The 25,304-nt window shown below is 50.5% G+C and carries 22 protein-coding genes; 15 read left to right on the forward strand and 7 right to left on the reverse strand.

The window, feature by feature from the left end; all coding sequences use genetic code 11:
- The first annotated feature begins 120 nt into the window (after positions 1-120).
- The 5 genes from CWM47_RS30850 (at position 121) to CWM47_RS30870 (ending at position 8,865) form a co-directional block, all read left to right on the forward strand.
- On the forward strand, positions 121-1,101 hold the full coding sequence (locus CWM47_RS30850) for a helix-turn-helix transcriptional regulator (protein WP_100992412.1): 981 nt from the start codon (positions 121-123) through the stop codon (positions 1,099-1,101).
- A gap of 1,123 nt (positions 1,102-2,224) precedes the next feature.
- Positions 2,225-4,639: a glycoside hydrolase family 15 protein gene (locus tag CWM47_RS30855; RefSeq protein WP_100992413.1), complete on the forward strand. Its 2,415-nt coding sequence runs from the start codon at positions 2,225-2,227 to the stop codon at positions 4,637-4,639.
- Complete coding sequence (locus CWM47_RS30860; protein ID WP_100992414.1) at positions 4,621-6,162, forward strand: GMC oxidoreductase; 1,542 nt, start codon at positions 4,621-4,623, stop codon at positions 6,160-6,162. The genes CWM47_RS30855 and CWM47_RS30860 overlap by 19 nt, the downstream gene beginning before the upstream one ends.
- Positions 6,152-6,877: an MIP/aquaporin family protein gene (locus CWM47_RS30865; protein WP_100992415.1), complete on the forward strand. Its 726-nt coding sequence runs from the start codon at positions 6,152-6,154 to the stop codon at positions 6,875-6,877. The genes CWM47_RS30860 and CWM47_RS30865 overlap by 11 nt, the downstream gene beginning before the upstream one ends.
- Positions 6,878-8,019: 1,142 nt before the next feature.
- Positions 8,020-8,865, forward strand: coding sequence for a bacteriorhodopsin (locus CWM47_RS30870; protein WP_100992416.1), 846 nt, complete (start codon positions 8,020-8,022; stop codon positions 8,863-8,865).
- A gap of 225 nt (positions 8,866-9,090) precedes the next feature.
- On the opposite strand, the gene CWM47_RS30875 is transcribed toward CWM47_RS30870, so the two are convergent.
- The gene (locus CWM47_RS30875; protein ID WP_100992417.1) at positions 9,091-9,486 is read right to left on the reverse strand and encodes a hypothetical protein; all 396 of its coding nucleotides are present in this window, start codon (positions 9,484-9,486) and stop codon (positions 9,091-9,093) included.
- Positions 9,487-9,550: 64 nt separating this feature from the next.
- Positions 9,551-9,772, reverse strand: a complete 222-nt coding sequence (locus tag CWM47_RS30880) for a hypothetical protein (protein WP_100992418.1) — start codon at positions 9,770-9,772, stop codon at positions 9,551-9,553.
- A 69-nt stretch (positions 9,773-9,841) separates the two neighbouring features.
- Here CWM47_RS30880 and CWM47_RS30885 point away from each other — a divergent pair, with 69 nt between their 5' ends.
- The 6 genes from CWM47_RS30885 to CWM47_RS30915 all read left to right on the forward strand — a co-directional run bounded on the left by CWM47_RS30885 (position 9,842) and on the right by CWM47_RS30915 (position 15,686).
- Entirely contained in the window at positions 9,842-10,267 is a 426-nt protein-coding gene (locus CWM47_RS30885) for a response regulator (protein ID WP_100992419.1), read from the forward strand.
- 158 nt (positions 10,268-10,425) lie between these two features.
- Positions 10,426-12,834, forward strand: coding sequence for a PAS domain-containing protein (locus CWM47_RS30890; RefSeq protein WP_100992420.1), 2,409 nt, complete (start codon positions 10,426-10,428; stop codon positions 12,832-12,834).
- Positions 12,831-14,045 carry a response regulator gene (locus tag CWM47_RS30895; protein ID WP_240625533.1) on the forward strand — a complete coding sequence of 405 codons (1,215 nt, stop codon included), beginning with the start codon at positions 12,831-12,833 and terminating at the stop codon, positions 14,043-14,045. Before CWM47_RS30890 ends, CWM47_RS30895 begins: the two co-directional genes overlap by 4 nt.
- Positions 14,046-14,179: 134 nt before the next feature.
- A complete protein-coding gene (locus CWM47_RS30905; RefSeq protein WP_100992421.1) occupies positions 14,180-14,476 on the forward strand; it encodes a hypothetical protein in 297 nt (98 codons plus the stop codon).
- An 18-nt stretch (positions 14,477-14,494) separates the two neighbouring features.
- Positions 14,495-15,064 carry a DUF308 domain-containing protein gene (locus CWM47_RS30910; RefSeq protein ID WP_100992422.1) on the forward strand — a complete coding sequence of 190 codons (570 nt, stop codon included), beginning with the start codon at positions 14,495-14,497 and terminating at the stop codon, positions 15,062-15,064.
- A 154-nt stretch (positions 15,065-15,218) separates the two neighbouring features.
- Positions 15,219-15,686, forward strand: coding sequence for a hypothetical protein (locus CWM47_RS30915; protein ID WP_100992423.1), 468 nt, complete (start codon positions 15,219-15,221; stop codon positions 15,684-15,686).
- Positions 15,687-15,734: 48 nt separating this feature from the next.
- On the opposite strand, the gene CWM47_RS30920 is transcribed toward CWM47_RS30915, so the two are convergent.
- Complete coding sequence (locus tag CWM47_RS30920; RefSeq protein ID WP_240625534.1) at positions 15,735-16,082, reverse strand: hypothetical protein; 348 nt, start codon at positions 16,080-16,082, stop codon at positions 15,735-15,737.
- 426 nt (positions 16,083-16,508) lie between these two features.
- Between CWM47_RS30920 and CWM47_RS30925 the strand changes: the two genes are divergently transcribed.
- Together CWM47_RS30925 and CWM47_RS30930 are read left to right on the forward strand one after the other, a co-directional pair.
- Positions 16,509-18,089: a vitamin K epoxide reductase family protein gene (locus CWM47_RS30925; RefSeq protein ID WP_317046669.1), complete on the forward strand. Its 1,581-nt coding sequence runs from the start codon at positions 16,509-16,511 to the stop codon at positions 18,087-18,089.
- Between the two features lie 24 nt (positions 18,090-18,113).
- On the forward strand, positions 18,114-19,187 hold the full coding sequence (locus tag CWM47_RS30930; protein ID WP_100992425.1) for an NAD-dependent epimerase/dehydratase family protein: 1,074 nt from the start codon (positions 18,114-18,116) through the stop codon (positions 19,185-19,187).
- A gap of 58 nt (positions 19,188-19,245) precedes the next feature.
- Here CWM47_RS30930 and CWM47_RS30935 read toward each other — a convergent pair whose 3' ends face one another.
- Genes CWM47_RS30935 through CWM47_RS30950 form a run of 4 tightly spaced genes read right to left on the reverse strand, consistent with a single transcriptional unit; the run spans position 19,246 to position 21,603 of the window.
- Positions 19,246-20,235, reverse strand: a complete 990-nt coding sequence (locus CWM47_RS30935; RefSeq protein ID WP_100992426.1) for an SDR family oxidoreductase — start codon at positions 20,233-20,235, stop codon at positions 19,246-19,248.
- Positions 20,236-20,258: 23 nt separating this feature from the next.
- Positions 20,259-20,642, reverse strand: a complete 384-nt coding sequence (locus CWM47_RS30940; protein WP_100992427.1) for an SPW repeat domain-containing protein — start codon at positions 20,640-20,642, stop codon at positions 20,259-20,261.
- A gap of 2 nt (positions 20,643-20,644) precedes the next feature.
- Complete coding sequence (locus CWM47_RS30945) at positions 20,645-21,232, reverse strand: vitamin K epoxide reductase family protein (protein ID WP_100992428.1); 588 nt, start codon at positions 21,230-21,232, stop codon at positions 20,645-20,647.
- An 8-nt stretch (positions 21,233-21,240) separates the two neighbouring features.
- Positions 21,241-21,603: a SpoIIAA family protein gene (locus CWM47_RS30950; protein WP_100992429.1), complete on the reverse strand. Its 363-nt coding sequence runs from the start codon at positions 21,601-21,603 to the stop codon at positions 21,241-21,243.
- 1,066 nt (positions 21,604-22,669) lie between these two features.
- Between CWM47_RS30950 and coxB the strand changes: the two genes are divergently transcribed.
- Complete coding sequence (coxB, locus tag CWM47_RS30955) at positions 22,670-23,614, forward strand: cytochrome c oxidase subunit II (protein ID WP_100992430.1); 945 nt, start codon at positions 22,670-22,672, stop codon at positions 23,612-23,614.
- Positions 23,611-25,296, forward strand: coding sequence for a cytochrome c oxidase subunit I (gene ctaD, locus CWM47_RS30960; RefSeq protein WP_100992431.1), 1,686 nt, complete (start codon positions 23,611-23,613; stop codon positions 25,294-25,296). Before coxB ends, ctaD begins: the two co-directional genes overlap by 4 nt.
- The last annotated feature ends 8 nt before the right edge of the window (positions 25,297-25,304 follow it).

Consider the following 25,304-nt stretch of genomic DNA (forward strand, 5'->3'; position numbering starts at 1 on the left):
CAAAGGTGAGTGTGATTGACAAAAAAGGCTAGTTTCTTATCAGTCACTCAACAAAGGTGCAGTAGTTCCGTGCATACTCCATGCACGATACTTATATTTGATCAGTTATTTTTTGACCTCATGCCTGTCTCACAATCGCAACGTTTCCAGCGCATCAATGACCAGCTCCGGCGCGGGGCCGCTATTCCTACCGCCGAACTTATGCAGGTTTGTGGAGTGGCCGAACGCACGCTCAAGGAGGACATTAACCAAATGCGCGACCGGTACCGGGCACCCATTAAATTCAGTCGTCGACTGGGAGGTTATCATTATTACGAATCGTTTGATTTGAAGACAATTGAAATTGAGTTGACCAACCAGGATGTAGCGGCTCTGAAAAACGCAGTGACTACGCTGAATCAATTCAGGGATTTAGCCGTATTTGCCGATTTCCGGGGGGCTGTGGAGAAGATTGAGCAGGCAGTCCGCTTCCGGATTAGTCAGCCGTCAACCTCACAGGCCTACATTGCTTTCGAAGCCGTTCCACCGGGACAGGGTAACGAGTTGCTGGACGAGCTACTGGTGGCCTGTATGAACCGACAAGTTATTGAATTTAAGTACCAGAAGTATGATGATGCTGCTCCCCGCCTACGCACGGTGTTTCCACATTTAATGAAAGAGCACCGCAACCGGTGGTACATTATCGGATATGAACTTTACCCACCCCAACTGCGGGTATTCGGATTAGACCGCGTGATTGCCGACTCACTCAAATCGACAGCCCTATCTATTGATCCACCACCGTTTGATGCCGAGGCTTATTTTCGTCCGGCTTTGGGTGTGGCCGTGTATGATGATCCGGCTGAGGATGTGATTCTATCATTTACTCAAAAAGCCGGGCTTCATTTTCGGGCCCAGCCCTTTTATCCGTTTCGGAAAGAGGATATTTTAGTGGATAGCAAGGATGAATTTCGGGTAAAGCTATGCATCATTATTAACCAAGAACTTGTATTTGAATTAGCTCGATTCGGTAATTCAGTGAAGATTATGGCTCCTGATTCATTAGTCCAGAAACTAATAACCTTTTTACAGAGTACCTTAAATCAGTATCAACTGTACTGAAATTAGCTCAATCATTGACTATCCGTCTGGTGTGATAGAAAGCTTATTAAGCCAATCAGTATCGGTTGATAAAGGCTTTTCAGTGATTCGTAGGACTTTCCTGGCAAGTTCGGCTGTAGTGGGAAAACTTTTCATTGCCGCTGATGGGCATCAAACGTCCAAATAAACCGCAACACATTAAAAAAGTCTGAACTACTAAACTGAACGGGTTTATTGAACGCAGAAAGGGCCGTTTCCAGCCCCTTCCCTCCTACCCGGCAACCGTTCAATTAAACGTCCGAATAAAATCAGGATAATACATTAGCAAAAACGGACAACTATTTCTATTTTCCTTAAAGTACTTCTTTAGCTGTTTACTTAACGAAGCTGTAATAGGGCTGATGACGTATTCACTCGATTAAATGAGCTGTTATTTGCGCGCTCTTGAGCGTTAGCAGACACCAGGAGACTATGTGCCGAAGGGCTCCCGTCGGCACATAGTCTACAAGTCTACAAAAGCCTGTAATTTTACTGGATCATCTTTATCGCCGTCTGGCCCAGGCCCATCACAATCGTTTTTGTTACCGATGATTATATAGGCCTTGTCGGGCGATAGGGGGAACAAATTGGATGATCGATCCGGCTACTCCTACAATTTATGATAGCGGCTCGATTAGGCAAGGCGAAACGGTCTGGGTTCATCAGGTACCTGTTGGCCGCGACCCGTCGTGGGAGTCGGCCAGGTTAGCGGGCGGTAGTTTTTGTCTCGATCAGGCCCTATCATTTTGATGAGTTGGTAAGCTGATTGGCTCTGCCTACCGTCGTTCGCACTAAATCACTTAATCTGCCAAACGAACTAAGGATAAAATACACAAGCGTGGCTCGTTTGCTTCAGTGTCCTTCTAAAGCGAACGAGCCCAGTGCACTAATGAAGATGATAACCATCAGTATCAGCCCTGCTTTTTATCATCCTGCTTCCTGATAACCAATATCACTATGCGGGTAGTCTATCATTGGCAAAACGGCTTCTACCCGTGAGTTTTGTAGGCGGTTTAACAATTTACTGGTGAGCAGATACGCTCTGGAAAAGCTGAAACTGCCAACTCATGGCACGGACTTCAGTTCAACGCTAAATTTTAGCCTTATGAATAACGAAACCCACTATGCGTTTGGCGCACCGGGGATTCCTGGTAAATGGACCTCCAGTGCTAAGTCAGGAATTGGCAAAGCAATCGACGCGAGTAATCCCATCAGTTTTACCATTAGCCACGGCATTCTAAACGAAGTGTATTATCCCCGGGAAGACAATGCCTGCACCAGGGATATGGAATTGCTGGTGACCAACGGAACGGATTTTTTCTCCGAAGAAAAACGAGATGTTGACGCCGATGTGCAGATGTTGGAACCGGGTGTGCCAGCCTATTTGATTTCGAGTACCTGTAAGGACAAACGCTACACCCTGAGAAAAGAGATTATAGCCGATCCGCTGCGCAATACGGTGTTGCAGAAAATTAAATTTACCTCCTCAACCGGCCCGCCGAAGGATTATCAGGTTTTTGTTCTGCTGGCACCGCATATCAGCAATCAGGGGGGGGGCAATACCGGATGGACGAGTGATTACAAAGGGGTTCCAATGCTTTTTGCGGAACGAGAGGGTATTACACTCGCGTTGGCCTGTTCCCTGCCATTTGTCAGGCGTTCAGTGGGGTACGTCAGTAGCTCAGATGGCTATCAGGATATTAGTACCCATCGCACGATGGAATGGACCTTTACACAGGCTGAAGCGGGTAATATTGCCCTGACGGCCCAAATAGGCATCGGAGAGGATCAGGAAGAATTTACGGTGGCCCTATCGTTTGGTCGTAACTACAAGGAAGCAGCAGTTCGTGCCAGGGCCAGCCTGATCCAGGGGTTTGACGCTGTCAAAGAACTGTACGTGAGCCAATGGCAGCAATGGCATAGCCGGATTCAGGCGTCAACTGGCGGAAACGTCGGCAAACTATTTCGGAACAGCATCGCCGTCATGCGCATGCATGAAGCCACTCATTTTCCAGGCGCGGTAATCGCCAGTTTATCCATTCCCTGGGGCAATACCAAAGGCGATGGAAACATCGGCGGCTATCACCTGGTATGGCCACGTGATCTTGTGGAATGTTCAGGTGGATTTTTGGCCTTTGGCGCGCACGACGATGCTATGCGCGTGCTAAACTACCTGATGGCTACCCAGGAAGCCGATGGACACTGGCCCCAGAATATGTGGCTGGAAGGCGATCCGTACTGGAATGGCCTGCAACTTGATCAACTCGCGTTTCCTATATTGCTGATGGGACAATGCAGCACCAAAAGTGTATTGACGAAACAGGCCGAAAAAGCGGCCTGGGATTGTGTCCGCAAGGCCGCTACCTTTTTGCTGCGTTACGGTCCACTCTCCCCGCAGGAGCGGTGGGAAGAAGAAAGCGGCATCTCGATTTCTACGTTAGCTACCTGCATAGCAGCCCTGTTGGTGGCTGCCGACTTTGCCATCCGAAATAATGATAAAGCCCTGGCGCAGTACTGCTTCGAGACAGCTGATTACTGGAACAGCAACATTGACAATTGGCTCTACGTTACCGACACGCCGATGGCCCGGCAGGCCGGTGTCGATGGGTATTACATCCGTATCAATCCGTCAGGTTGTCGATCCGAAGCCCTCAAGGGCCAGAACATTAGCCTGAAAAACCGGCCCGACGATAAAAAAAATATGCCGGTCAATGAATTGATCAGCGTAGATGCCCTGTGCCTGGTGCGGTTTGGATTGCGCCAGGCAGATGACCCCAGAATACGGAACACGATCAAAGTCATTGATGCCCACCTAAAAGTGGAGACCCCATCCGGTCCCTGCTGGCACCGCTATAACAACGACGGGTACGGCGAACATGAGGACGGCACCGCCTTTGATGGCACTGGCATTGGTCGCCTCTGGCCGTTGTTGACCGGAGAACGCGCCCATTATGAAATTGCGGCCGGCAACATGCAGGGAGCGCAGGAACTGATGCAAACCCTGGAAGGGTTGTCTGACCGGGAACTGCTCTCCGAACAGGTGTGGGACTCGGCAGACATGCCTGAAAAAGAGCTGTTTTTCGGCCGCCCCTCCGGTTCGGCTATGCCGTTGGTGTGGGCCCACGCTGAGTATGTAAAACTCTGCGCATCCCTCCGTGAACAAAAAGTTTTTGATAGGCCAACCCATACCGTAACACGCTACTTGGTCAAAAATACCAAATCCAAACTGGACATCTGGCGGTTTATGCTGCCCTGTCGATCGGTAAGAAAAGGAAATTCACTGCGTCTAGAAACCCGCACCGCTGCGCGCGTTCACTGGTCGGTAGACAACTGGGCTACCGTGCAGGACACGCCAAGTAAGGACACGGGCTTCGGGTTATATTACACCGATATACCCGCCAACTTGCTCAGCGGAGAAACAATCGATTTCACATTTTTCTGGATCGAAGCCAACCGTTGGGAAAACAAAAATTATTCCGTTACAACCCTTAACCAAAAGGCATGGAAACGTATGATCTGATCATTATCGGCACCGGCGCAGGCGGAGGCACCCTCTTACATCAGCTAAAAGGGTCCGGAAAGCGTATTCTGGTGCTTGAACGGGGGGGCTATCTCCCCCGCGAAAAAGCGAATTGGAACAGCAAAGACGTTTTTCAAAAGGAACGCTATCACACCAACGAAGTCTGGAAAACCAATGAGGGCAAGGATTTGCATCCGGGAACGGGTTATTGGGTGGGCGGTAATACCAAAGTATATGGGGCCGCCCTGTTCCGATTACGGGAACAGGATTTCGATGAACTACAACATGAAGGCGGTATATCACCAGCTTGGCCTTTGAAATACGTCGATTTTGAATCCTACTACACCGCTGCTGAACAACTTTACCAGGTACACGGCAAGATGGGTATCGACCCCACCGAACCGTTCCGAACGGAAGACTATACCTATCCTGCGGTAAGCCACGAACCCCGAATACAGGAATTACACGACGCCCTGGTCAACGATGGTCATATGCCATTCAACATGCCGGTCGCTATCAGGCTAAACGAAGCTGATCCGCTAAACAGCCCCTGCATCCGGTGCAATACCTGCGATGGGTATCCCTGCATGATCCACGCCAAAAGCGATGCGGACATCACCTGTGTCAGACCTTCATTGGACCAGGAAACGGTTACGCTGCTGATCAACGCCAAAGTTGATCAGCTTATAACGTCCGAAGATGGAAAAGCAATTGATTATATTAATGTTACGATTGACGGGAAGCCCAGACAATTTAGAGCGGCTATCGTGGTAGTTGCCTGCGGTGCCATCAATTCGGCAGCTCTGCTGCTCAAGAGTGCGAATGAAAAACATCCAAACGGGCTGGCCAATGGAAGCGGGCAGTTAGGCCGTAATTTCATGAAGCACAACAGTGCGGCTATGCTTGGTATTAGCCTGAAAGAAAATCCGACCAGTTTTCAAAAAACACTGGCCTGTAACGATTACTATTTTGGTGATAGGGATTTTCCGTATCCTATGGGTCACGTTCAATTGTTGGGCAAATCTGACAAAGGACAGATTGCACCCGACGCTCCATTTTTCACCCCGGGTGTGGTACTGAGCGAAATGGCTGACCATTCCGTTGACTGGTGGTTTACCGGCGAGGACCTGCCCGACGAAAACAACCGGGTGGCGGTGATCGATGGACAGATTCACCTGAATTATACGGAAAATAATTTAACGGGTTTTAACCGGCTCATTGCCACCTGGAAGGAGGTATTAGCCAAAATCGATACCAAGCATGTATTTATGCCACACGATATTTATCTGAGCAAAGACATCCCGCTGGCTGGCGTTGCCCATCAGGTGGGCACGGCAAGATTTGGTACCGACCCGAACACCTCGGTGCTGGACCTCAACTGCAAAGCCCATGAAATCGATAATCTGTACGTGGTCGATGGTAGTTTTTTTCCATCCATTGGCGCGGTGAACCCTTCCTTAACCATCATGGCTAATGCATTCCGGGTTGCCGAGCACCTGACCAAAACGTTGAATGCGCTGTAACTGGATCGCCCAATACCCTAAATACGTTGACGAAGCCATGGGTCTGGGACTGTTCATGGTATCAGCCTGTTTCTTTGATGCCGTGGTGGAATACCATGGGTTGCCTCTCCGGCACGCGCTAACATCAGCTTTGCTAAGGCGGTTTCTAGTGGGGCTGGCCATGGGGTTGACGGGATTATATATTTTCACGTCGCGTTTTGGTCGGCAATCCGGTGCTTATATCAACCCGGCTGTAACCCTGGTCCGTTACCGATTGGGCGACATAAACCGGCGAGACGCTATCTGTTATGTTTTATTCCAGTTGGCTGGCGGCAGCCTGGGGGTGTATCTGGTTTATCTGATTTTTCCGGACTGGATGCGGTCGGCTGAGATCAACTACGTAATCACGATACCCGGCAAATCGGGTGTCGTGATTGCTTTTTGGGCGGAGTTTTTCATGTCTTTTTTCCTGATCGCCGTGGTGTTATTTATGGGTCTCAAAAAACGATGGGATCGCTATACGCCTTACGTGGTCTCGTCGCTGATTACCCTGTTCATCACGGTTGAAGCACCGCTTAGTGGAATGAGCATGAACCCGGCCCGCACATTTGCCTCCGCCATCGTGGGCGGAGAGTGGCACTCATTTTGGCTGTACTGCATAGCTCCCCTGTCAGGGATGCTGACTGGTGAATGGATGTACTGCCGACTGAAGAAATACATCAGTGCGTTAACCTGATTGATCCGGGATCCTGCCCGCACTCGCTTCTGTTCATCAATGACTTAGCGCTTAGGGAGCCTGAAAAGAAGCCCATGCCCACTTGACCTTGTCATCGTTTATCGGCCAATGATCTGTCAACTTTACAGACCTTAACGCAGTAGACCGAATTTAAACACCTACCTTGAGATTTCGGTGATACTGACCGCGTCACGATAGACCGCGTCACGATAGACCGCGTCACGATAGACCGCGTCACGATAGACCGCGTCACGATAGACCTTGTCACGGTGGCCAACGCCGGGAGGTCCCGCTTATTCCCCTTTCCAACAAATAGTTAGCGACATGTGCAGTTTGAACAACTGGTGGTTACCTTGACGCGGTCTATCATGACGCGGTCAAATGCCTACGGAATTTACTGGTCTGTGCTTCCAAAATCTCCATCTAACATTCATTGGGTAACTAAGTTATAGCAATCCTGGATAGTACAAAGATGAGTGGTAGCAGACCCATGACTAATTTGATCATCTATTATGCGGGCATATTGGTGGCTGAAGTTTGGCCAAATGAATTTAGCTGATTATCAGTAGAGATCAAGTGGGGCGGTCCGTGCTGTTCATTTGCATGACCGTAAATAATTTATCCCACTAATCCAGTTGTGAAACTTCAGTTTCAAGTTGAGACGCAAAAACTCAGTCCTGATCGTTCTCAATGCGCATACTGACAGTCATCATTGCCTCCACTGATAACCCTCATAGTTCACTTTTTTTTGATACTATACCTTTACAACCGGGCTTTCACCAGTAATTAATCTTGACATCAATAACGTACGGTTCGTTAGCCTGCTAAACGGATTAGTATATTCTCAGTCTATAAAGTATCGATAGAGCAACTTTTTGTTTTGTCAACAGCGTAGTTTATCCTAATTACTAGGTATGTTTTTAATGTTCTACCAGCCGAATTGCTTTATCGAATTTAGTGGTGGATGAACGAGATGACTTTCCCAGCCACTATGCGGGTCGCCAATCAGTTATTGTGGGCTACTCAAAGTTGGCCAATAAGTGTAGAGCGTGTTAAACCCCTTAGAAAGTAGTTACGCTGCGGTCAATGGGTGGACAATCGGTCTTGAATCCGCCAACAGCTTTTTTAACCTGTCTAACCGAATGGAATTTGCCCATACGTTTTTACCGACCGCAGCCTCAGTCGGTTTATTGCCGGTAATCACCTGGTTTTTTATGTTGATCGCGTTATACGCATTTATCGGTAATTTTATCTTTGCGCTGAGCACACGAACCAGCGTGGCACCCGAACACCGCATTTCCCGCAACTATACCGCTATCATTGCCGCCGTGGCGGGCATCTCCTACTTTCTGATTCAGAGCTATTACCATGATATGCTCGAAGAGCTGGCACATCTGTCCGACCCCGACAAACGGCTGACACTGATCAATCGGTCGTATAATGCTATTGGTCAGCTTCGCTACATGGACTGGGCTGTAACCACACCCCTGTTACTATTGAAAATAGTCTCGATGGTAAAGATTCGCTATCGTGATCATCAATTGCTCATTAACACGCTGCTGATCGCCGATTTCTTTATGATTCTGACCGGCTACATCGGCGAACAACAGTTATCCGTTGATAATCAGATTCTGGTGGTGCCTAAACTAATTTGGGGCGCAGTTTCAACTATTGGCTATGTGATTGTTCTGCTCACGCTATGGCGCATCTGGCGAACCTTTGCTCAGAGTAGTTCCGTTCATCCTGAGGAACGCTGGGGTTTTCGACTGATGGCCCTGATGACCGCCACATTCTGGGGCGTGTACCCCATTGGCTATATCCTGACAACCATGGAGGGTGTTAATCTGAACTGGATTCATATTGCCTTCTCCGTTGCCGATATTATCAATAAAGTAGGCGTAGGCGCGATTGCCTTCCAGGCCGCCGAACAGGTGTTGGAACGACGGGTTTCTGAAGCGGCAACGGCTCCTTACCATACGGTTGGGTAAACGAATTCTATTTATCGTCGTTGCCTGTCTGCATCGGGATTATTTACCTGCCAGTTGGACCGTGGTTCACCGGACGCTAGTTGATAGTAGTATTTCCGCTACACGTTTGGTCTGTTCTTCGCCCTGTTTCTGTTGTTTGCCAAGTTTCTGGCGGTGCTGACCATTGCGGAGGTGAAAGCCACTATACAGTCATTGGTCGAAAAGCGGTCGGTATCAGCTACACAGTTAATCCGTGGTAGCTCCGGCGCTACAGAGTAATTCGGTAGCCCGCTCAGCTTCAGTAGTCGATTGGACCTGCACCGTCACGGTAGCATGGATGTTAAGGGAGATGACCTCAGCGTTTGGGCTAGGACTATTCCCATTTGGATCGGGTTGGTGTGGTTCGGCTCCCTCAAGGTTACCAAAGAGTGAAAACAGAAAATAACCGGATGTGGTCTTACCCGGGCCAGAACCACCATCGATAGAATTAGGAGGGACAAGGTCGGTAGCGGCCCGTAAAGACGATTGCGTTGATAGGCTAAGTAACTCGCTGGTAAAGCCACTACTCAATAATAATTGCACGGCCTGTTGCGCTTCAGCTACGTGTTTAAAAAAGCCAGTAACAGGTTGTAGGGGTATCATTTGTAAGGATCCTGACTAAAGTAGCCATGAAAAGGTATCGTCAATTACCGATCTGGGTTATCGACTAGTATAGATAGCCAACCACCAGCCAGATTTTGACGTGGCGTAAAGATAAGAATGCCTGGCCCGCCCGACTATGATGAACGTCAACCGGGTATATGACCATTATCGGACTAATAGAGGACTGGCTCCGTAAACCTGCCCGAATCAAAGGAAATGGCGATTCGCCAAAAACACCCTGTCCAGATGCAATAAGCTCGAAAACCATCATATTCGGGGTTGACATCCGTCATAGTTTATGTTTTTTACACGCTTCACCTTTATGCTCCCCGAATGCACGTAATCGACTTAACCAATGAAAACGACTACCTCACTCATTTACATGGCGGACGATGATGCCGACGACCGGTATTTTATCCGTCAGGCCATCCACGCTACCGATCCTTCAGTAACGATTATAGAAGCGGAAGATGGCGATCACTTGCTATCCTTACTAGATAATTGGTCGCAGGAGCCTTCTCCCCATCCGGTGCATCTGATCCTGTTGGATATAAACATGCCCAAATCAAATGGGCTGGAGACACTGTTGGTTCTCAAAGCCAATCCAATGCTTCAATACATTCCGACCGTCATGTTCTCGACCTCCGCTCATCCTGACCAGGTAGCGACTGCTTACCAAAGCGGCATTAATAGTTATATCCAAAAGCCAGTATCATCGCTGGATATGAAACCGATTGCCCAGGCCCTTAACGTTTGTTTTTTAAACGCGGGTTCGATATAAATCACGTAATAATTACCGGACGGGTGAAATAACCTACACACAGTCAGTTGTAGCTGATTAAGTGCGAAACGGTTTTTTATGGATAGCCAACAGAATAACCCATGAAATGTAGTAGGTTGGCTATACTTTCTTTGTACATATCCACTAAATGACGCACTATGGCAGTAACCAATGTCGCTACCTGGGCCTTCCTGGCGGGCGGGGGTGAACTCGGCGAACTGACCCGTACCAAAGACTGGTCGCAAACCCCCATTGGCCTGCCTGAACAATGGCCCCCACCACTGCGCACCATTTTGAATATGATGCTCCACGCGCAGGCACCTATGTTTCTGTGGTGGGGGCCTGAACTGATTCAATTCTACAACGACGCGTATCGGCCCAGCCTGGGCACGACCGGCAAACACCCCACGGCGCTGGGGCAACGCGGGCAGGATTGCTGGCCCGAATCCTGGCACGCGATTAAACCGATGATTGACCAGGTACTGGCGGGGGAATCGGTTGGAGCCGAAGATCAGTTGATACCGATCCATCGAAATGGGCAACTCGAAAACGTGTACTGGACCTTTGGTTATAGCCCCATCCGGAATGAAACCGGTCAGGTAGCCGGGGTGCTGGTCATCTGTCAGGAGACGACTCAAAAAGTAATCATGGCTCGGGAAGAGCAGGCCCGCTTCCGGTTTGCCATCGAGGCCGCTCAATTTGGCATCTGGGAGGTAGACCCGGTAACCAACCTGGTGCATTGGGATAACCGGAGCGCCGGGCTTTTTGGGTTGACCAGCAATCAGGATATTCCCTATGTGGCCGCTATTCGGCACATACATCCCGATGATGTAGGCCTAGTGAATCAAACCGTCCGGCAGGAGATGAGTTCCCGCTCGAACGGACAGTATGACCTTACATACCGTACTATCGGAGCCGAGGATGGACGCCTGCGCTGGGTTCGCTTCAAGGGCCGTTCGGTCTTTAGCCCGGAGGGTAAACTGGAGCGGTTCAGCGGTATTGCCTACGAGGTTACCAAAGAGGTGTTGGCCCGCCAGGCGGTAGAGGCCAATGCCACCTATCTGCAACGGGTATTTCGGTCAGCCGCCGTCGGCATGGCTATATTTGAGGGACCCAGTTTTGTGATTGAAGTCGCCAATCCCAGCGTATGCGCCATCTGGGGACGTACCGAAGCCCAAGTGATGGGTAAGTCCCTATTCGAGGCTCTGCCCGAAGCCGCCGGTCAGGGCTTTGAAGAGTTGCTCATGAATGTTATGGCCACCCGGCAACCCTTTGTGGGCAAGGAGCTACCCGCCATCATTAACCGCAATGGCCAGTTCATTACCGTTTATTTCGACTTCGTTTATGAGCCTTTGCCCGATGCTGACGGGCGGGTGAGCCGCATTCTGGTAACGGCCAGCGACGCAACTGAGCGCAGACGCACCCGGCAGCAGATCGAAGCCAGTGAAGCCAATCTGCGGATACTCTTTGCTCAAGCTCCGGTGTCCATTTGCATCCTGCGTGGTCCGGAACTGGTCTACGAAATGGCCAACGAACGCTACCTGAACCTGGTAGGCCGATCCGCGCTTGGGGATCTGCTGGGAAAGCCGTTGCTGGTGGCGCTACCCGAATTAAAAGAACAAGGCCTTGATGCTTTGTTACAGGAGGTCATGCGCACGGGGAAAGCCTTCAGAACCAATGAACGTAGCATCGAGCTTTTTCGGAACGGGCGGCTGAAGACCGGCTATTTTGATTTCATCTATGAACCCCTGCGGGAAATCAATGGTGGGCAACAACTCACCTCTATTTCCGGCGTATTTGTTATGGCCACTGAAGTAACGGAACAAGTACTGGTCCGCCAGCAAACCAATCAACTGCTGGCTCGGGAACGGGAGCTGAATGAATTGAAGTCGAACTTCGTCACACTCGCTTCCCACGAGTTTCGCACCCCGATGGGGACTATTCTTTCGTCGGCCTCCCTGATCGGTCGCTACAACGGGCCGGACGAGGCCCACAAACGAGAGCGGCATGTGCAGCGGATCAAATCAGCCGTACTGAGTCTGACGGGGCTACTCAATGATTTTCTCTCGCTCAGCCAGATGGAGCAGGCAACGATGTACGGCCGACCAGAACTGCTCGATATCCAGCTGTTTTGTGAGGAAGTCATGGAGGATATGCATGGCGTTATTAAACCGGGTCAACGGCTGGTGTATCGGCATGGGACAGGCCCTACCACGCTGTCGATCGACAGTCAGATGCTGAAGAACATCCTCATTAATTTGCTGGTGAATGCCAGTAAGTACTCCACCGAGGAAAGAGAAATTGAACTAACAACCGCCGTAGAGGACGATCAGCTTCGGATAATGGTCAAAGATGAGGGCATCGGCATTCCTGATATCGATAAAGACAAACTGTTTATCAGCTTCTTCCGCTCCTCCAACGTAGCGCATGTGGAAGGAACCGGCTTAGGTCTTTATATCGTGAAACGCTACGTTGATTTACTGGGCGGCACCATTACCTTTACCAGTGAGCTGGATTCGGGCACCATCTTTACCATCCACTTACCCTTAGCTATGCCAACTAAATGAAAACCATATTAGTCATCGAAGATACCCCCGATATGCGGGAGAACATCGCCGAAATTCTCCAGTTAGCCCCCTACCAGGTGTTGCAGGCCGCCAATGGCAAACAGGGCATCGAGCTGGCCCGTCAGACGCGCCCCGACCTGATTATCTGCGATATTATGATGCCCGAACTCGACGGGTATGGTGTCCTGCATATTCTGGGGAAAGACCCTGCTTTAGCCGATGTGCCCTTTATTTTTCTGACGGCTAAAGCGGAGCTGACGGATTTTCGCTACGGCATGAACCTGGGGGCGGATGACTATTTAACTAAACCCTTCGACGACCATACGCTGCTGAACACGGTGGCCGTACGGCTCCAGAAAGGCGAACGCGGGCAAACCGAGCCAATCCAAAACCCCGTAGGGTTAGACAACCTGACGAGTGCCCTCTTACAGGAAACCGATACCCACCAGTCGCTCTGCGATAATTATCCTACCGCGCAGTTTAGTCGGAAACACCGGCTTTTTACGGCGGGTAGCTGGCCGACAGCGCTGTATTTCATCCGCCGAGGTAAAGTCAAACTGTCCAAAACCGATCTTAGCGGTAATGAGTTCATCACGATTCTGTTCGGGGCGGGTGATTTTGTGGGTTACCTGGCGCTGCTGGAAGAAACGGTTTACCCCGAAACGGCCGAACTGCTGGATGATTCCGAGGTATGTACTATTCCCAAAGCCGATTTTCTGGCCCTGATTTATCACAATCAGGCAGTGGCCAACCAATTTATCCGCCTGCTGGCGGGGAATGTGGCCGCTCATCAGGATCGACTGCTGAAACTGGCTTATCAGTCGGTACGCAAACGGGTCGCCGAAGCCTTGCTGATGGTTCAACGTAAATATTATTCACCTTTCAGTGATCCTGGGCAATTGGAAAACCGCACCGCATCGGCGGACCGCTCGGATAGCCGTACCACCGACGGTTCAGTCACTTCGCCCAGGATAGACCACACCAGTGGACTGCGGGTCCACGCTGGTGCCTTGCAGCCGGTTCGCCCGGAGGATGCCAATACATCCCCACCGATGATGCTTTCACGGGAAAACTGGTCGCACCTGGTGGGAGCCTCCACCGAAACCGTCATCCGAATTCTAAGTGATCTACGGACCGAGGGGTTGATTGATGTGAACGGGAGCCAGATTACGTTGCTGGACATTGATAAACTTAACCATCTAAAGCGCTGACAAGGCTCACGCTCAGCAGGTGCCCACCTGATTTCCATCATGGTGCTGTCTGATGGGGGTTTGTATGGGTAGAATTATTGCTCATAGGTCGGATCGCTTAAGCGAGTGACCTTTGCCTTGTCTGATCAACGGCTATGAACGTCTTTACCACGCCCCCACCACACCCTACGAAACCGCCCCCACAGGCCTTCAGGGAATTCTATGCTACGTATGCCCCACGGCTTTGGGGATTTGTTCTACTCGCCCACCTACCAGCCACTCAATCAGAAACCATTTTAATCAACACGGTTCGCAAAGCCTGGCAGCAGCTTCAGTCACCAATTCAGTCCAACACGCCTTGTTTCTCGCATATCCTGCGGGTAGCGTATTTGGAAGGCTTACCCATAAATTCATCCCTAGCAACGGCCATTCGGCAGACACGCCATCCGTAATACGACAACTACATACTCATGGAAACAATCACCAAAAAACAAACCCCGCCGGGGTGGCTCACGCATCTGCACAGTGGCTGCTACGTACTGATGGGTCTTATTCTATTCATGTATCCCATCCAAGCCTCCACGCTATACACGGGTCTACTGGGCGGGTTACTGGTACTGGCGGGTTTGAGTACGGCCTGGTTTGGCTACCGCCGTCGGCAGGGCGGTCAACGCGATAATTCCTGGTATCTCCTCTCGAGCATCCGGGACAGCCTGTTTGGACTTACGTTGCTGGTCGAGATGGATTCATCACTAAAAACAACGGTGAATATACTGGGGCTCTGGGCCATTATTTACGCCTTTCTGCAAGCCATCGAAGCCATGTTTTATTTTCTGGGCACCCGGGCCAATGACGACAAAGATTACTGGGTCGAAGTTATTCACGCTGTTTGTGTGCTCTTGGCGGGCGGATTTGCGTTCGTGCTTATCATGCGACCGGAAGGGCAACCGACCTCCCTGCAATTTGGGAGCCTGTTTCTGATTGGATTGGGCATCATTCAGGGCGTACTGACCCAACGGTTACGGGCTGGGATAGCCTGATCCGTTCACCAAATAGCATCGTCAAACAAAGCTCATACAGCCTACCCGGAAGGGCATAGGTACCCGATGAATTAAGATAAACTATGGCATTTTAACTGATCGGTAGCCATTTACGTACCAAATTTATACGTTTATCCTTTAACGCTTATCCTACATGGGACTTACAGTCATTGGTGTATTTACTACGACATCGGCAGCCGAGCAGGCCGTTGACCAATTAATCCGGGTCGGCACGCCCAGGAACACGATTGAGCTTTCACACCAGTTGGGGACTTCCCTCACGGATGATGAGTTGGTGCCAAATCCATCCACCAATGGAAGTGGTCTGCCCAGTGAAGCCTTACTTGACGAATCTGAAACGGGCGGTGATAGTCTCCAAACCTTTTTGCGTTCTGTGTTTGACGATGATCCGGGCAAAATCGATACATTCACCCAAACCGCAGCCACAGGTTCGGTGGTTATTATACAGGCCCAGACTGATTCGGAAGCCAAACGGGCGGCCAAAATTCTAACCGATAACGGCGCGGTGGATGTCAACGAGCGCATTGGTACCTATAATCTGGTGAGGACGTCGTTGAGCAACGCAGGAAAAGCAAATCTTGGCCGAACCAAAATCGAGTGAATCGGTGTGGGCAGGATTTGGCGATAGGAACAAGTATGAGTGAGCTACTTACTTCCGGTTCGTTGTCAGAACGACATCACCGGCTGGATACTGAAGACTAACATCATTTTCGGCGGTGATAAACACTCGGGTAGGTTCGGCTACAGCAGTTGCGCTCACTTCGCCTTTCCTGGTTTTGGAGAGCAAACCAGAAGATGTATCGATCTGACCCAATTTTTTTACCGAATTGCCGCTGGATTCCATCCAGACGAGGTAGGATTCTTTAGCGGGCGTAAGTTTTTTAGGGTCGGCCAGGTTGAGCACCGTTACGTTGATGACATAGTTTTTGTTCTTGTCCTTCTTAACTTTTACCTCGCCCGTGGCAGCCGGTACGACCGATGAGGTTACGAAATTCATCTTTATGGTTGAACAAGACCCCAAGAGTAGGCTCACACCGAGCGCAAGGATAACTGATTGAATCGTTTTCATATGTTTTAGCGAAATCGTTTAACAGGAAAATTGGTAATCAGCCGTCTACCACTCAAAACTTACAGAGTATACCAGGAGCTTTATCCGGTTACTGATCAACCAAAGGTAGACTTGACGTTTCGCGTTAGCTATGACCGTGGTCACCCTACTCTATGATGATTCCTGGCTAAACGCACAATCAATCTTTATATCAAGTAAGCTGACGAAGCCAAGCCGTACTGCATACGATTAGAACAGATACGGTGATTCCTTGGTAGTGAGGTTGACAGCCAGACATTATCGCCAGCTATCGTACCAGTCCGCTTGTTATTCCATTAAGCGCATTAATGCATTGATAATCAAGAACCTATTTCTGTGACAACTTTGTATCAATTTAAAGTCATATCGCACCAGTTAACAGCAGATGGAATGATGGAACAGGACATGGGGAGCCGGGGTGTGGCCCGGACAAAGATGCAGGAGCATAAGGACCCGTCGAAAGATAAGATGAAGGATATGCAGATGGGCGGTCAGGACGGGGACATGATGATGAGTCCTGAGCAGCGGATGGACATGCTCCAGATGCACCAGAAACAAACGCTGTGGGTCTACTGGCTGGTAGTGATTCTGGGGTTCTGGACCATTCTTTCACCCCTCACTTTTGATTACACCAAACAGGTCGTCATGCCCAGCGGAGACCGTTCGGTCTGGATTTCCCTGGCCGACCGGCTGCTGGTCTTAAAATGGAGTGATATTGTCTGTGGGACGCTGCTGGTTATTTTTGGTTATCGGTCACTATCCCCCAACCGCCCCATCAGCGTCTGGATCTGTTGCTTTGTGGGCATCTGGTTGAGCATGGCTCCCCTGTTTTTATGGTCACCTTCGGCGGCCAATTACGTCAACGATACACTGGTAGGTACGCTGGTCATGGGTCTAACGGTGCTGATTCCGGGTATGCCTAACATGATTCTCTACATGGAAATGGGTCCCGATACGCCCCCCGGCTGGAGCTATAATCCGTCGAGCTGGCCCCAGCGCTGGATTATGATCGTGACGGGGTTTCTGGGCTGGATGGTATCGCGCTACCTCGCGGCTTTTCAACTGGGCTACATCGACCACTCCTGGGACCCATTCTTCGGCAATAGTACGCTCCAGGTACTGAATTCGACCATGTCGCATTCGTTGCCCGTATCCGATGCTGGATTGGGGTCACTGGCCTATACATTTGAGTTTTTGATGGGCTTTATGGGCAGCTCGGCCCGCTGGCGGACTATGCCCTGGATGGTTACGTTCTTTGGTATTCTGGTCATTCCGCTGGGTTTCGTGCATATTTTCCTGGTGATCTCGCAGCCCATTCTAGTGGGTCACTGGTGTACGTTCTGTATTCTGGCAGCTTCCATTATGTTACCTATGCTCCCGCTGGAAGTCGATGAAGTGATTGCCATGATTCAGTACATGATCCGGCAGACGAAAAAAGGCGAAGGGTTCTGGAAGGTGTTCTGGAAAGGGGGCGGCATCGACGAAGGCGACATGGACAAACGCTCACCCGAACTGATCAATTTTCCAGCGCAACGTGGCACTATTTTTCAAGCCTCGATCTGGGGAATGAGTTTTCCCTGGACGCTGACCGTATCAACGATGCTGGGCATCTGGCTGGTCTTTTCGCCCTACCTCTTCGGCGTTCCGATTCAGACACCGGCCGCCAGCCTGAACCACCTCTGCGGATCGCTCATTGTGGTCGTATCAGTGCTCAGTATGGGCGAAGTACTACGAATCGGACGGTATCTGAACGTATTACTGGGCCTGGGCGTGGCCGGAAGTATCTGGTTTACCGGCAATGCTCCACTGGGCATAAGCATTAGCTGCGTCGTGGTTGGACTATTGATTGCCTGGCTGGCTATTCCGCTTGGTCCCATCACCCAGCACTATAGTGGCTGGGATAAATACATAAAATAAAAATCCTGAATAGCCCCTACTAAGATGACTCAACCTTCCGATCCGTCTATTCAGAAAGATGTAATTCTGGTGACGGGCAGCAGTGGCCTGATTGGCAGCGCCGTGGTTCACAAACTAGGTTTACTCAATACCGTAATTGGGTTTGACCGGGCTGGTCCACCCTATCCGCCTGAAGAAGCCGTTTGTATCACGGCCGACATGACCGACAAAGCCAGTATCGAACAGGCACTAGCTGAGGTACGCGAACGGTTTGGCAACCGGATTGCCTCCGTCGTTCACCTGGCGGCTTATTACGATTTTTCCGGCGAACCGAGTCCGTTGTATGAAAACCTAACGGTGCAGGGCACAAAGCATCTGCTGGAAGCCCTGCAATCGTTTGAGGTAGAGCAGTTTATTTTTTCGAGCAGTAACCTCATCTACAAGCCAACGACGCCCGGTCATCCGCTCGATGAAAATGCCCCGCTCGATCCGGCCTGGGATTATCCAAAATCGAAAGTAGAAACCGAAAACGTTATTCACCAGCAACGCGGTCAGATTCCAACGGTGATTCTACGAATTGCTGGAGCTTACAACGAAATGGGGCACTCGGTGCCGGTTGTTCATCAGATTCAGCGGATCTACGAACGTACGCTAACGAGTCATTTTTATTCGGGCGATACGGCTTCGGGCAATGCCTACGTTCACATAGACGATGTGGTGGACGCCATCCGTCTCACTATTGAACAGCATCATCAACTGGCACCGGAAACTGTTTTCAATATCGGCGAAGCGAAACCGGTCAGTTACGGGGAGATTCAGGAAACAACCGGACAGGTACTTTACGGAACCGACTGGACAACGATTGAGCTTCCCAAACTACTGGCCAAAGCGGGTGCCTATGCGCAGGATCTGGTGGGCGATCCGTTCATAAAGCCCTGGATGATTGAGCGGGCCGATGACCATTATGAACTAAATATCGACAAAGCGAAACAGCAACTGAACTGGCAACCGCGATATACCCTGATGACAACCTTGCCAACGATCATCAAGAACTTACAGGCTCATCCGGACCTCTGGTATAAAGTCAATGGCCTGGAACTACCCAGTGAGTTGCAGTAGACATAGTTCTAAAAAAGAACCCCAACGAGTTCTTTTTTAGTGGCAGCAATAGCCGCAATTATTTCCTGATAGTCAGAAATATTCCCGCTATCACTGCCAAACTCAAAGCAGCCAAGGGTAACTTGTTTTTGGCCGCCCAGAACTCCGGACTCATTGACCACGACTGGTTCTCGAAAGGACCATGGGCACCGTGGTCACCGGGTATCGGTTCCCACAAATTATCCTGCCGGTCGGGCGACTCGGGTTCGGAAGTCATCTGACCATCAAAGCCTGTCTTTGCCAGTACGTAGTCGACCACCGTTGGCGCTAACTTATTGCCGACAATGGCTTCGACGGTGGGCCAGCCAATGTAATATTCCCGGTGATTGTGCTTGCTGGCATACACAATACCCCTGGCCGCTACTTCCGGCTCATAAATGGTACCCATTGGGCGGGGTTTGCGGGGCAAACGGCTCTTGACGAAGCCAAACTGGGTGGTGTTCATGGCGGGCAGCTGCACCATACAGGTTTTTATTTCACTTTTATCGTGCAGCAGTTCAGTACGCAGGGAATCGTAAAAACCGTGAATGGCGTGTTTGGACGCACAATACGCTGATTGCAGCGGAATACCCCGATACGCTAAGGCCGACCCAACGAAAATAATACTGCCCCGGTTGCGCGGTTGCATTCGTTTTAGAGCCGACATGGCTCCGTATACCTGGCCCAAGTACGTGACTTCCGTTACCCGTTTGTATTCTTCGGCTTTCATTTCTTTGATGGGCGAAAAAACGCTGTTCATGGCGTTGTTGACCCACACGTCGATTGGTCCGAGCGTTGCCTCAATTTCATCGGCGGCTTTCTCAATGGCTTCCGCATCGGCTACGTCGAGCTGGCAGATGAGCGCCCGTCCCCCACAGGCTTCTACTTCTTTTTTGGCGCCTTCGAGTCCATCGATGCCACGGGCTATTAGGGCCACGTCGGCGCCTTCTTTGGCAAATTCCCGGACAATCGCCCGACCTAATCCGGCGGATGCCCCGGTAACGACCACTACTTTTTTCCCTTGATCCATTGTGTTTATCCTAAGTTAGAAACTTACTTTCTTTCGGCTGACGTAGTAACCACGCTATGGGCTGGTTTTTTTGTGAATAACGAGCGCCAGCCACCCCCGAACCGATTTTTGATGGTTCCCCGGATGAGCGAAAGCCCAATTAGCAACAGGCCGCAGCTCATTTCAGTCAGTACTAAGTGTGTACCCTGATGATGAAGAATCCACGGAGCAATCAGCAGCCACAACCCAACCAGCATATTTACGTACCTGACGCTACGGGTCGACTCGCTGATGGAAATGACCGCCATCGACACGATAATTGGTCCGACGATATGTTCGTGATTGGCTACAGGTTTGGGCAGATTCCAGACGGCCGGTAAAACCATCAATCCTATACCAATTCCGATGCTAACGAGCTTGGCCCACATGATCAGATGACAGTTGAACTGATTTCTTTGTCGCCCCAGAAGGCGTTCCAGACTGACCATTCGTTTTGCTTCACCCGTTGCAGGTATTGTAGACTGGCCAGTACTTCATCCATTGCGGGACCAATTAACAGCGTCGAGATAGCTGCCGATACCAGACATAAGCTGCACCAAGCATGTATTAAAACAGGCTGTACAATCACCAGAGATAAACTGGTTACGCCGACGGGTCCTACCACAACGCCAAAAAACAGGACGTGCCAGGGACTGGTTTTCCAGCGTTTGGCATCGCCCAGACTTCCACCAACGGCGTCCAGTAAATAGGCAAACGCCCCTAACAAAGCGTCGGGAATGGGCAATGCCTTCGCAAGGGACGAATTCAGAACAGCCTCACTGGAGGACGAACCGAAAAAAGGGTCCCAAATGCTGGGAATCAGCCGCAACTGATAAGCACTCAGGTACAGGGCCAGTAGTAAACCCATACTGGCTCCAGCCACAAGGGGACACCGTTCACGCCATTCGGATGGGTTATAACTCCAGCCGGGCGGAATAGCCGTTGAGTCAATAGGCGGAGAATAAGTAGTCTTTAGCATCCGGCGCTCTATTTGTCAGCTTTTATCCACTGTCGAGCCTCTTCTTTTTCGTCCAGCGAAAACTGTTTGGCATGGATGCCGGGAACCAGATCGGCCAGGAACGTTGAAATCTTGGTCCAGGTATCATCCGAAACAAAGGCGGCTTTGTCAAAATCGCCCAGGTGCGTTACGTCAAACTTCAGGTCGGTTAGGGCCGCTTTCACCGTAACGGCATCCATATCGTCCGCTTCCACATAAACACGCAGTTTACCCAGCGTATCGCTTTTCCGGTCCAGTTTTCCGGCCCAAGGCTTAATATCGGCTTTCGTAATCGTACCAGTCATACGGAAGCCAACAATGTTATCATCCTGAAAATCAATGGCTGTAATCATTACCGTTGTCTATTAAAACAAGCAATCAAGTGGTAAAAGACACTAAAATCTATTTAGTAGGAAGCCACAGGAGTAAACGATTTGCCCAATTTGGATCGAACAGGAGAGCTACTCCCAATGGATTAAGTGGCTATCCTCCATTTCGTTATTAATTCTTCGTCAAAGACATTAATTCAGTACGTACGTTATCCTCGGCCTGGTACCAGAATTTGAAGGGAGCGTAGATCGTTCCTTCATATTCTTTTAGCCGCCTGTAAAATGCGTTAAGCGATGGCGCATTCTAAGGCAGTAAATCCTGATTATTAACAAATGCAGCTCGTTCTATGGGTCGTAAACGCTGCCAACATAGCCAGCTCTGGCTTGACAAATGCACTTTTAAGTAAGCGTTAATGGATTCGCTCTCGGCAGGGTCCCGGTAATCGGAGGTTTGACGGCAATACGTCCGTATCGCTTTGATAATACATATCAGCGTAGCTACCGAATTAACAGAGTTCGTTCGTTTATGGAGGTAGAGTCTGCGTAAACATCGGATGACAGAGCGGGAAGACATGATCGACTTGTTGAAGGTGACCAAAAGTATCGGATTCTAGTGGAGTCGCCAATGATGGTTATCATCCTGGCTAATGATGACCATCATCCTGTAAGATCGAGTCTGATTTCGCCTGATAGCTAACCCGTCAACCCACCAGCCGAAAAGTTTGAAATACTTTGCCAGAAATTCATAAACAGAAATTTCTATTCCTTAAGAAGCCAATTAACCGACTGAGAAAGCGCAGAAGTAAAGCCGTTAACCATCATAGGACAGGGTGATGGATGTCATAGACAGGATAATTGGGCAATTCTACATTTGTCAGGTAAATCAAGTGCTTATGAGCGCTTAGTACTAACCTGTTAAATTTCAATTAATAAGCTCTCTAATAGAGAACGCTTGGAGTGCTTTTGAGTACCTTTTTAAAAAAATAGGACAGAAAGGATAGACAAGTAAACCTTCTGTGCGCCCACGACTAGAGAAGACTTTAGCCACGTAGCTATCGCAAACCCCATCGGCCAGGGAAAACAATTTCGAATGACTTATCCATTGTTTATCCCCTCCATCTTCTCGCCCGCATCGTATGAGGCTGGCGAAATCTATTCCCTGACCATCTACTTCATCATAGCCGCTATGGCGGTGTTGCTAGTCGTGATCGGGCTGCTGATTTATGTCGTGGTGAAGTTTCGGGCCAAACCCGGCGATGGAGAGCCCCGGCAGTTTACGGGCAACAAAGTAGTCGAGTCCTTTATGATTGGCATTCCGACGCTGATGGTGGGCGGCTTCTTTTTGCTGACCGCCCGAACCATGAAGCACATTCTGCCCCCGGCCCCCAATCGCCAGCCCGACGTCGTGATTACGGGTCATCAGTTCTGGTGGGAAGCGCGGTATCCCGGCACGAAAGCCATCGTCGCCAACGAAATTCACCTGCCGGTCGGCCGCCGAATTCTGATGCACGTAGCGGCTTCCGATGTGATTCACGACTGGTGGGTGCCGGAACTGGGTCCCAAGATGGACGCCATTCCGGGCCGGACGAATCACCTCTGGGTAACTATTCGTAAGCCGGGCGTTTATGAGGGTGCCTGTAGTGAGTTCTGTGGGGCTCAACATGCCTGGATGCGCATTCGGGTAGTGGCCGAATCAGAAGTGGACTATCGGCAATGGCTCAGCCAGCGTGGGCAAAACGCCGTTACACCGACGGACGTAGCCGCCCAAACGGGAGCGGCTTTCTTCAACCGACAAACCTGCGGGAGTTGTCACCGCATTCGCGGCACGGCCGCGCAGGGCAACGTTGGACCCGATTTAACGCATTTTGCCAGCCGCAAGACGATGCTGGCCGGTATGATGCCCAACAATCGGGACAACCTGCACCGGTGGCTGCACGACCCGCAGGCCGTAAAACCCGGCTCCCTGATGCCCCGATTTATTTACCCGAAAGACAGCCTGAACGTACTGGTCGCTTATTTATCGACGCTCAAATGATCACGGATATCCAATTACCTGAACCTCAGGAATCTCTACCTGGCGCTGGCGTTACGACCAGTCAGGGATTGTTGCAGTGGATCTCATCGGTCGATCATAAGCAGATTGGTATTCTGTATCTGCTGATGGCCTTGTTTTACCTGCTGGTTGGTGGCGCGATGGCGCTGTTGATGCGCTGGCAACTGATTGTGCCGGAAAGCCAGTTTCTGGGACCGGATACGTATAATCAGTTGTTTACCATGCACGGCACAACGATGATTTTCTTCGTGCTGACCCCGGCTATTCTCGGCTTTTCGGTCTACCTGACGCCCCTGATGATTGGGGCCAACGAAATGTCGTTTCCCCGTCTGAACGCCTTTAGCTTCTGGATCGCCTTTTTCGGTGGTTTACTCCTGTACTTTAGTTTTCTGGCCGGAGGAGCGCCTAATACAGGCTGGTTCAACTATGCCCCGCTGAACCAGACGCAGTATTCATCCACACCAGGTGTCGACTATTATTGCATTGGTCTGTTGCTGGCGGGTATCGGTACGGTCAGCACGGCGGCTAACCTCATCGTCACCATCGTCAGCCTGCGTACCCCGGGCATGAGCTATAAACACCTGACTATTTTTGTCTGGATGATCCTGATCAACAGCTTTTTGATTCTGGCGGCTTTTCCGTCACTGAACGCGGGACTGGTCATGCTGCTGATTGATCGGCAACTGGATGGGCATTTCTTCAACACGAACAGTGGCGGGTCGGCTCTTTTGTGGCAGCATCTATTCTGGCTGTTTGGCCACCCGGAGGTTTACATCGTGGTGCTGCCACCGTTCGGAATTCTCTCGGAAGTATTTCAGGTGTTTTCGCGCAAACCTATTTTTGGCTACCCATTCGTGGTTGGGTCGGGGATGGCCATTGCCCTGCTGGCCTTTGGGGTCTGGGTACACCACATGTTTGCGACCGGTATGGGCAACACCATGAATAGCTTCTTTGCCGCCAGTAGTATGCTCATCGGCATTCCAACGGGCGTCAAAATCTTTAACTGGCTCGGCACGATGTACGGCGGCTCGATCCGCTTTACGACCGCCATGTTGTTTGCGACGGCCTTTCTAGTCGAGTTCACCATCGGTGGGCTGAGTGGGGTTTCGTTCGCCATCGTACCTATCGACTGGCAACTGACCGATACGTATTACGTCGTGGCTCACCTGCACTATGTCTTTCTGGGCGGTAGTTTGTTCGGTCTGTTTTCCGGTCTGTTCTACTGGTTCCCCAAAATAACGGGGCGGATGATGGACGAAACGCTGGGCCGCTGGTTTTTCTGGCTGTTCGTCATTGGCTTCAACCTGACATTTTTTGTTCAGCACATTCTGGGTGTGATTGGGATGCCTAGGCGGGTGCATACGTACCCCAACATCCCCGGTTACGGGTCGCTCAACCTGGTTTCGACGCTGGGGGCTTTACTGATGGGTGTATCGATGCTTGTGTTTATGTACCTGCTGTATAAAACTCTCAAACGGGGGAAACATGCGCCCGATAACCCCTGGGACGCCTACACGCAGGAATGGCTGACGACCTCGCCACCGGCCCTTAAGAACTTTACGACGCTGCCGCCGGTGCTGAGTTTTCGGCCGCTGCACGATCTGAATCACCCCGAAATCGGCGACCAAAAAAAATCAGAAGACGATAAATACGGCACCAACTAACGACACCT

The organism is Spirosoma pollinicola, assembly GCF_002831565.1.
Lineage (GTDB): Bacteria > Bacteroidota > Bacteroidia > Cytophagales > Spirosomataceae > Spirosoma > Spirosoma pollinicola.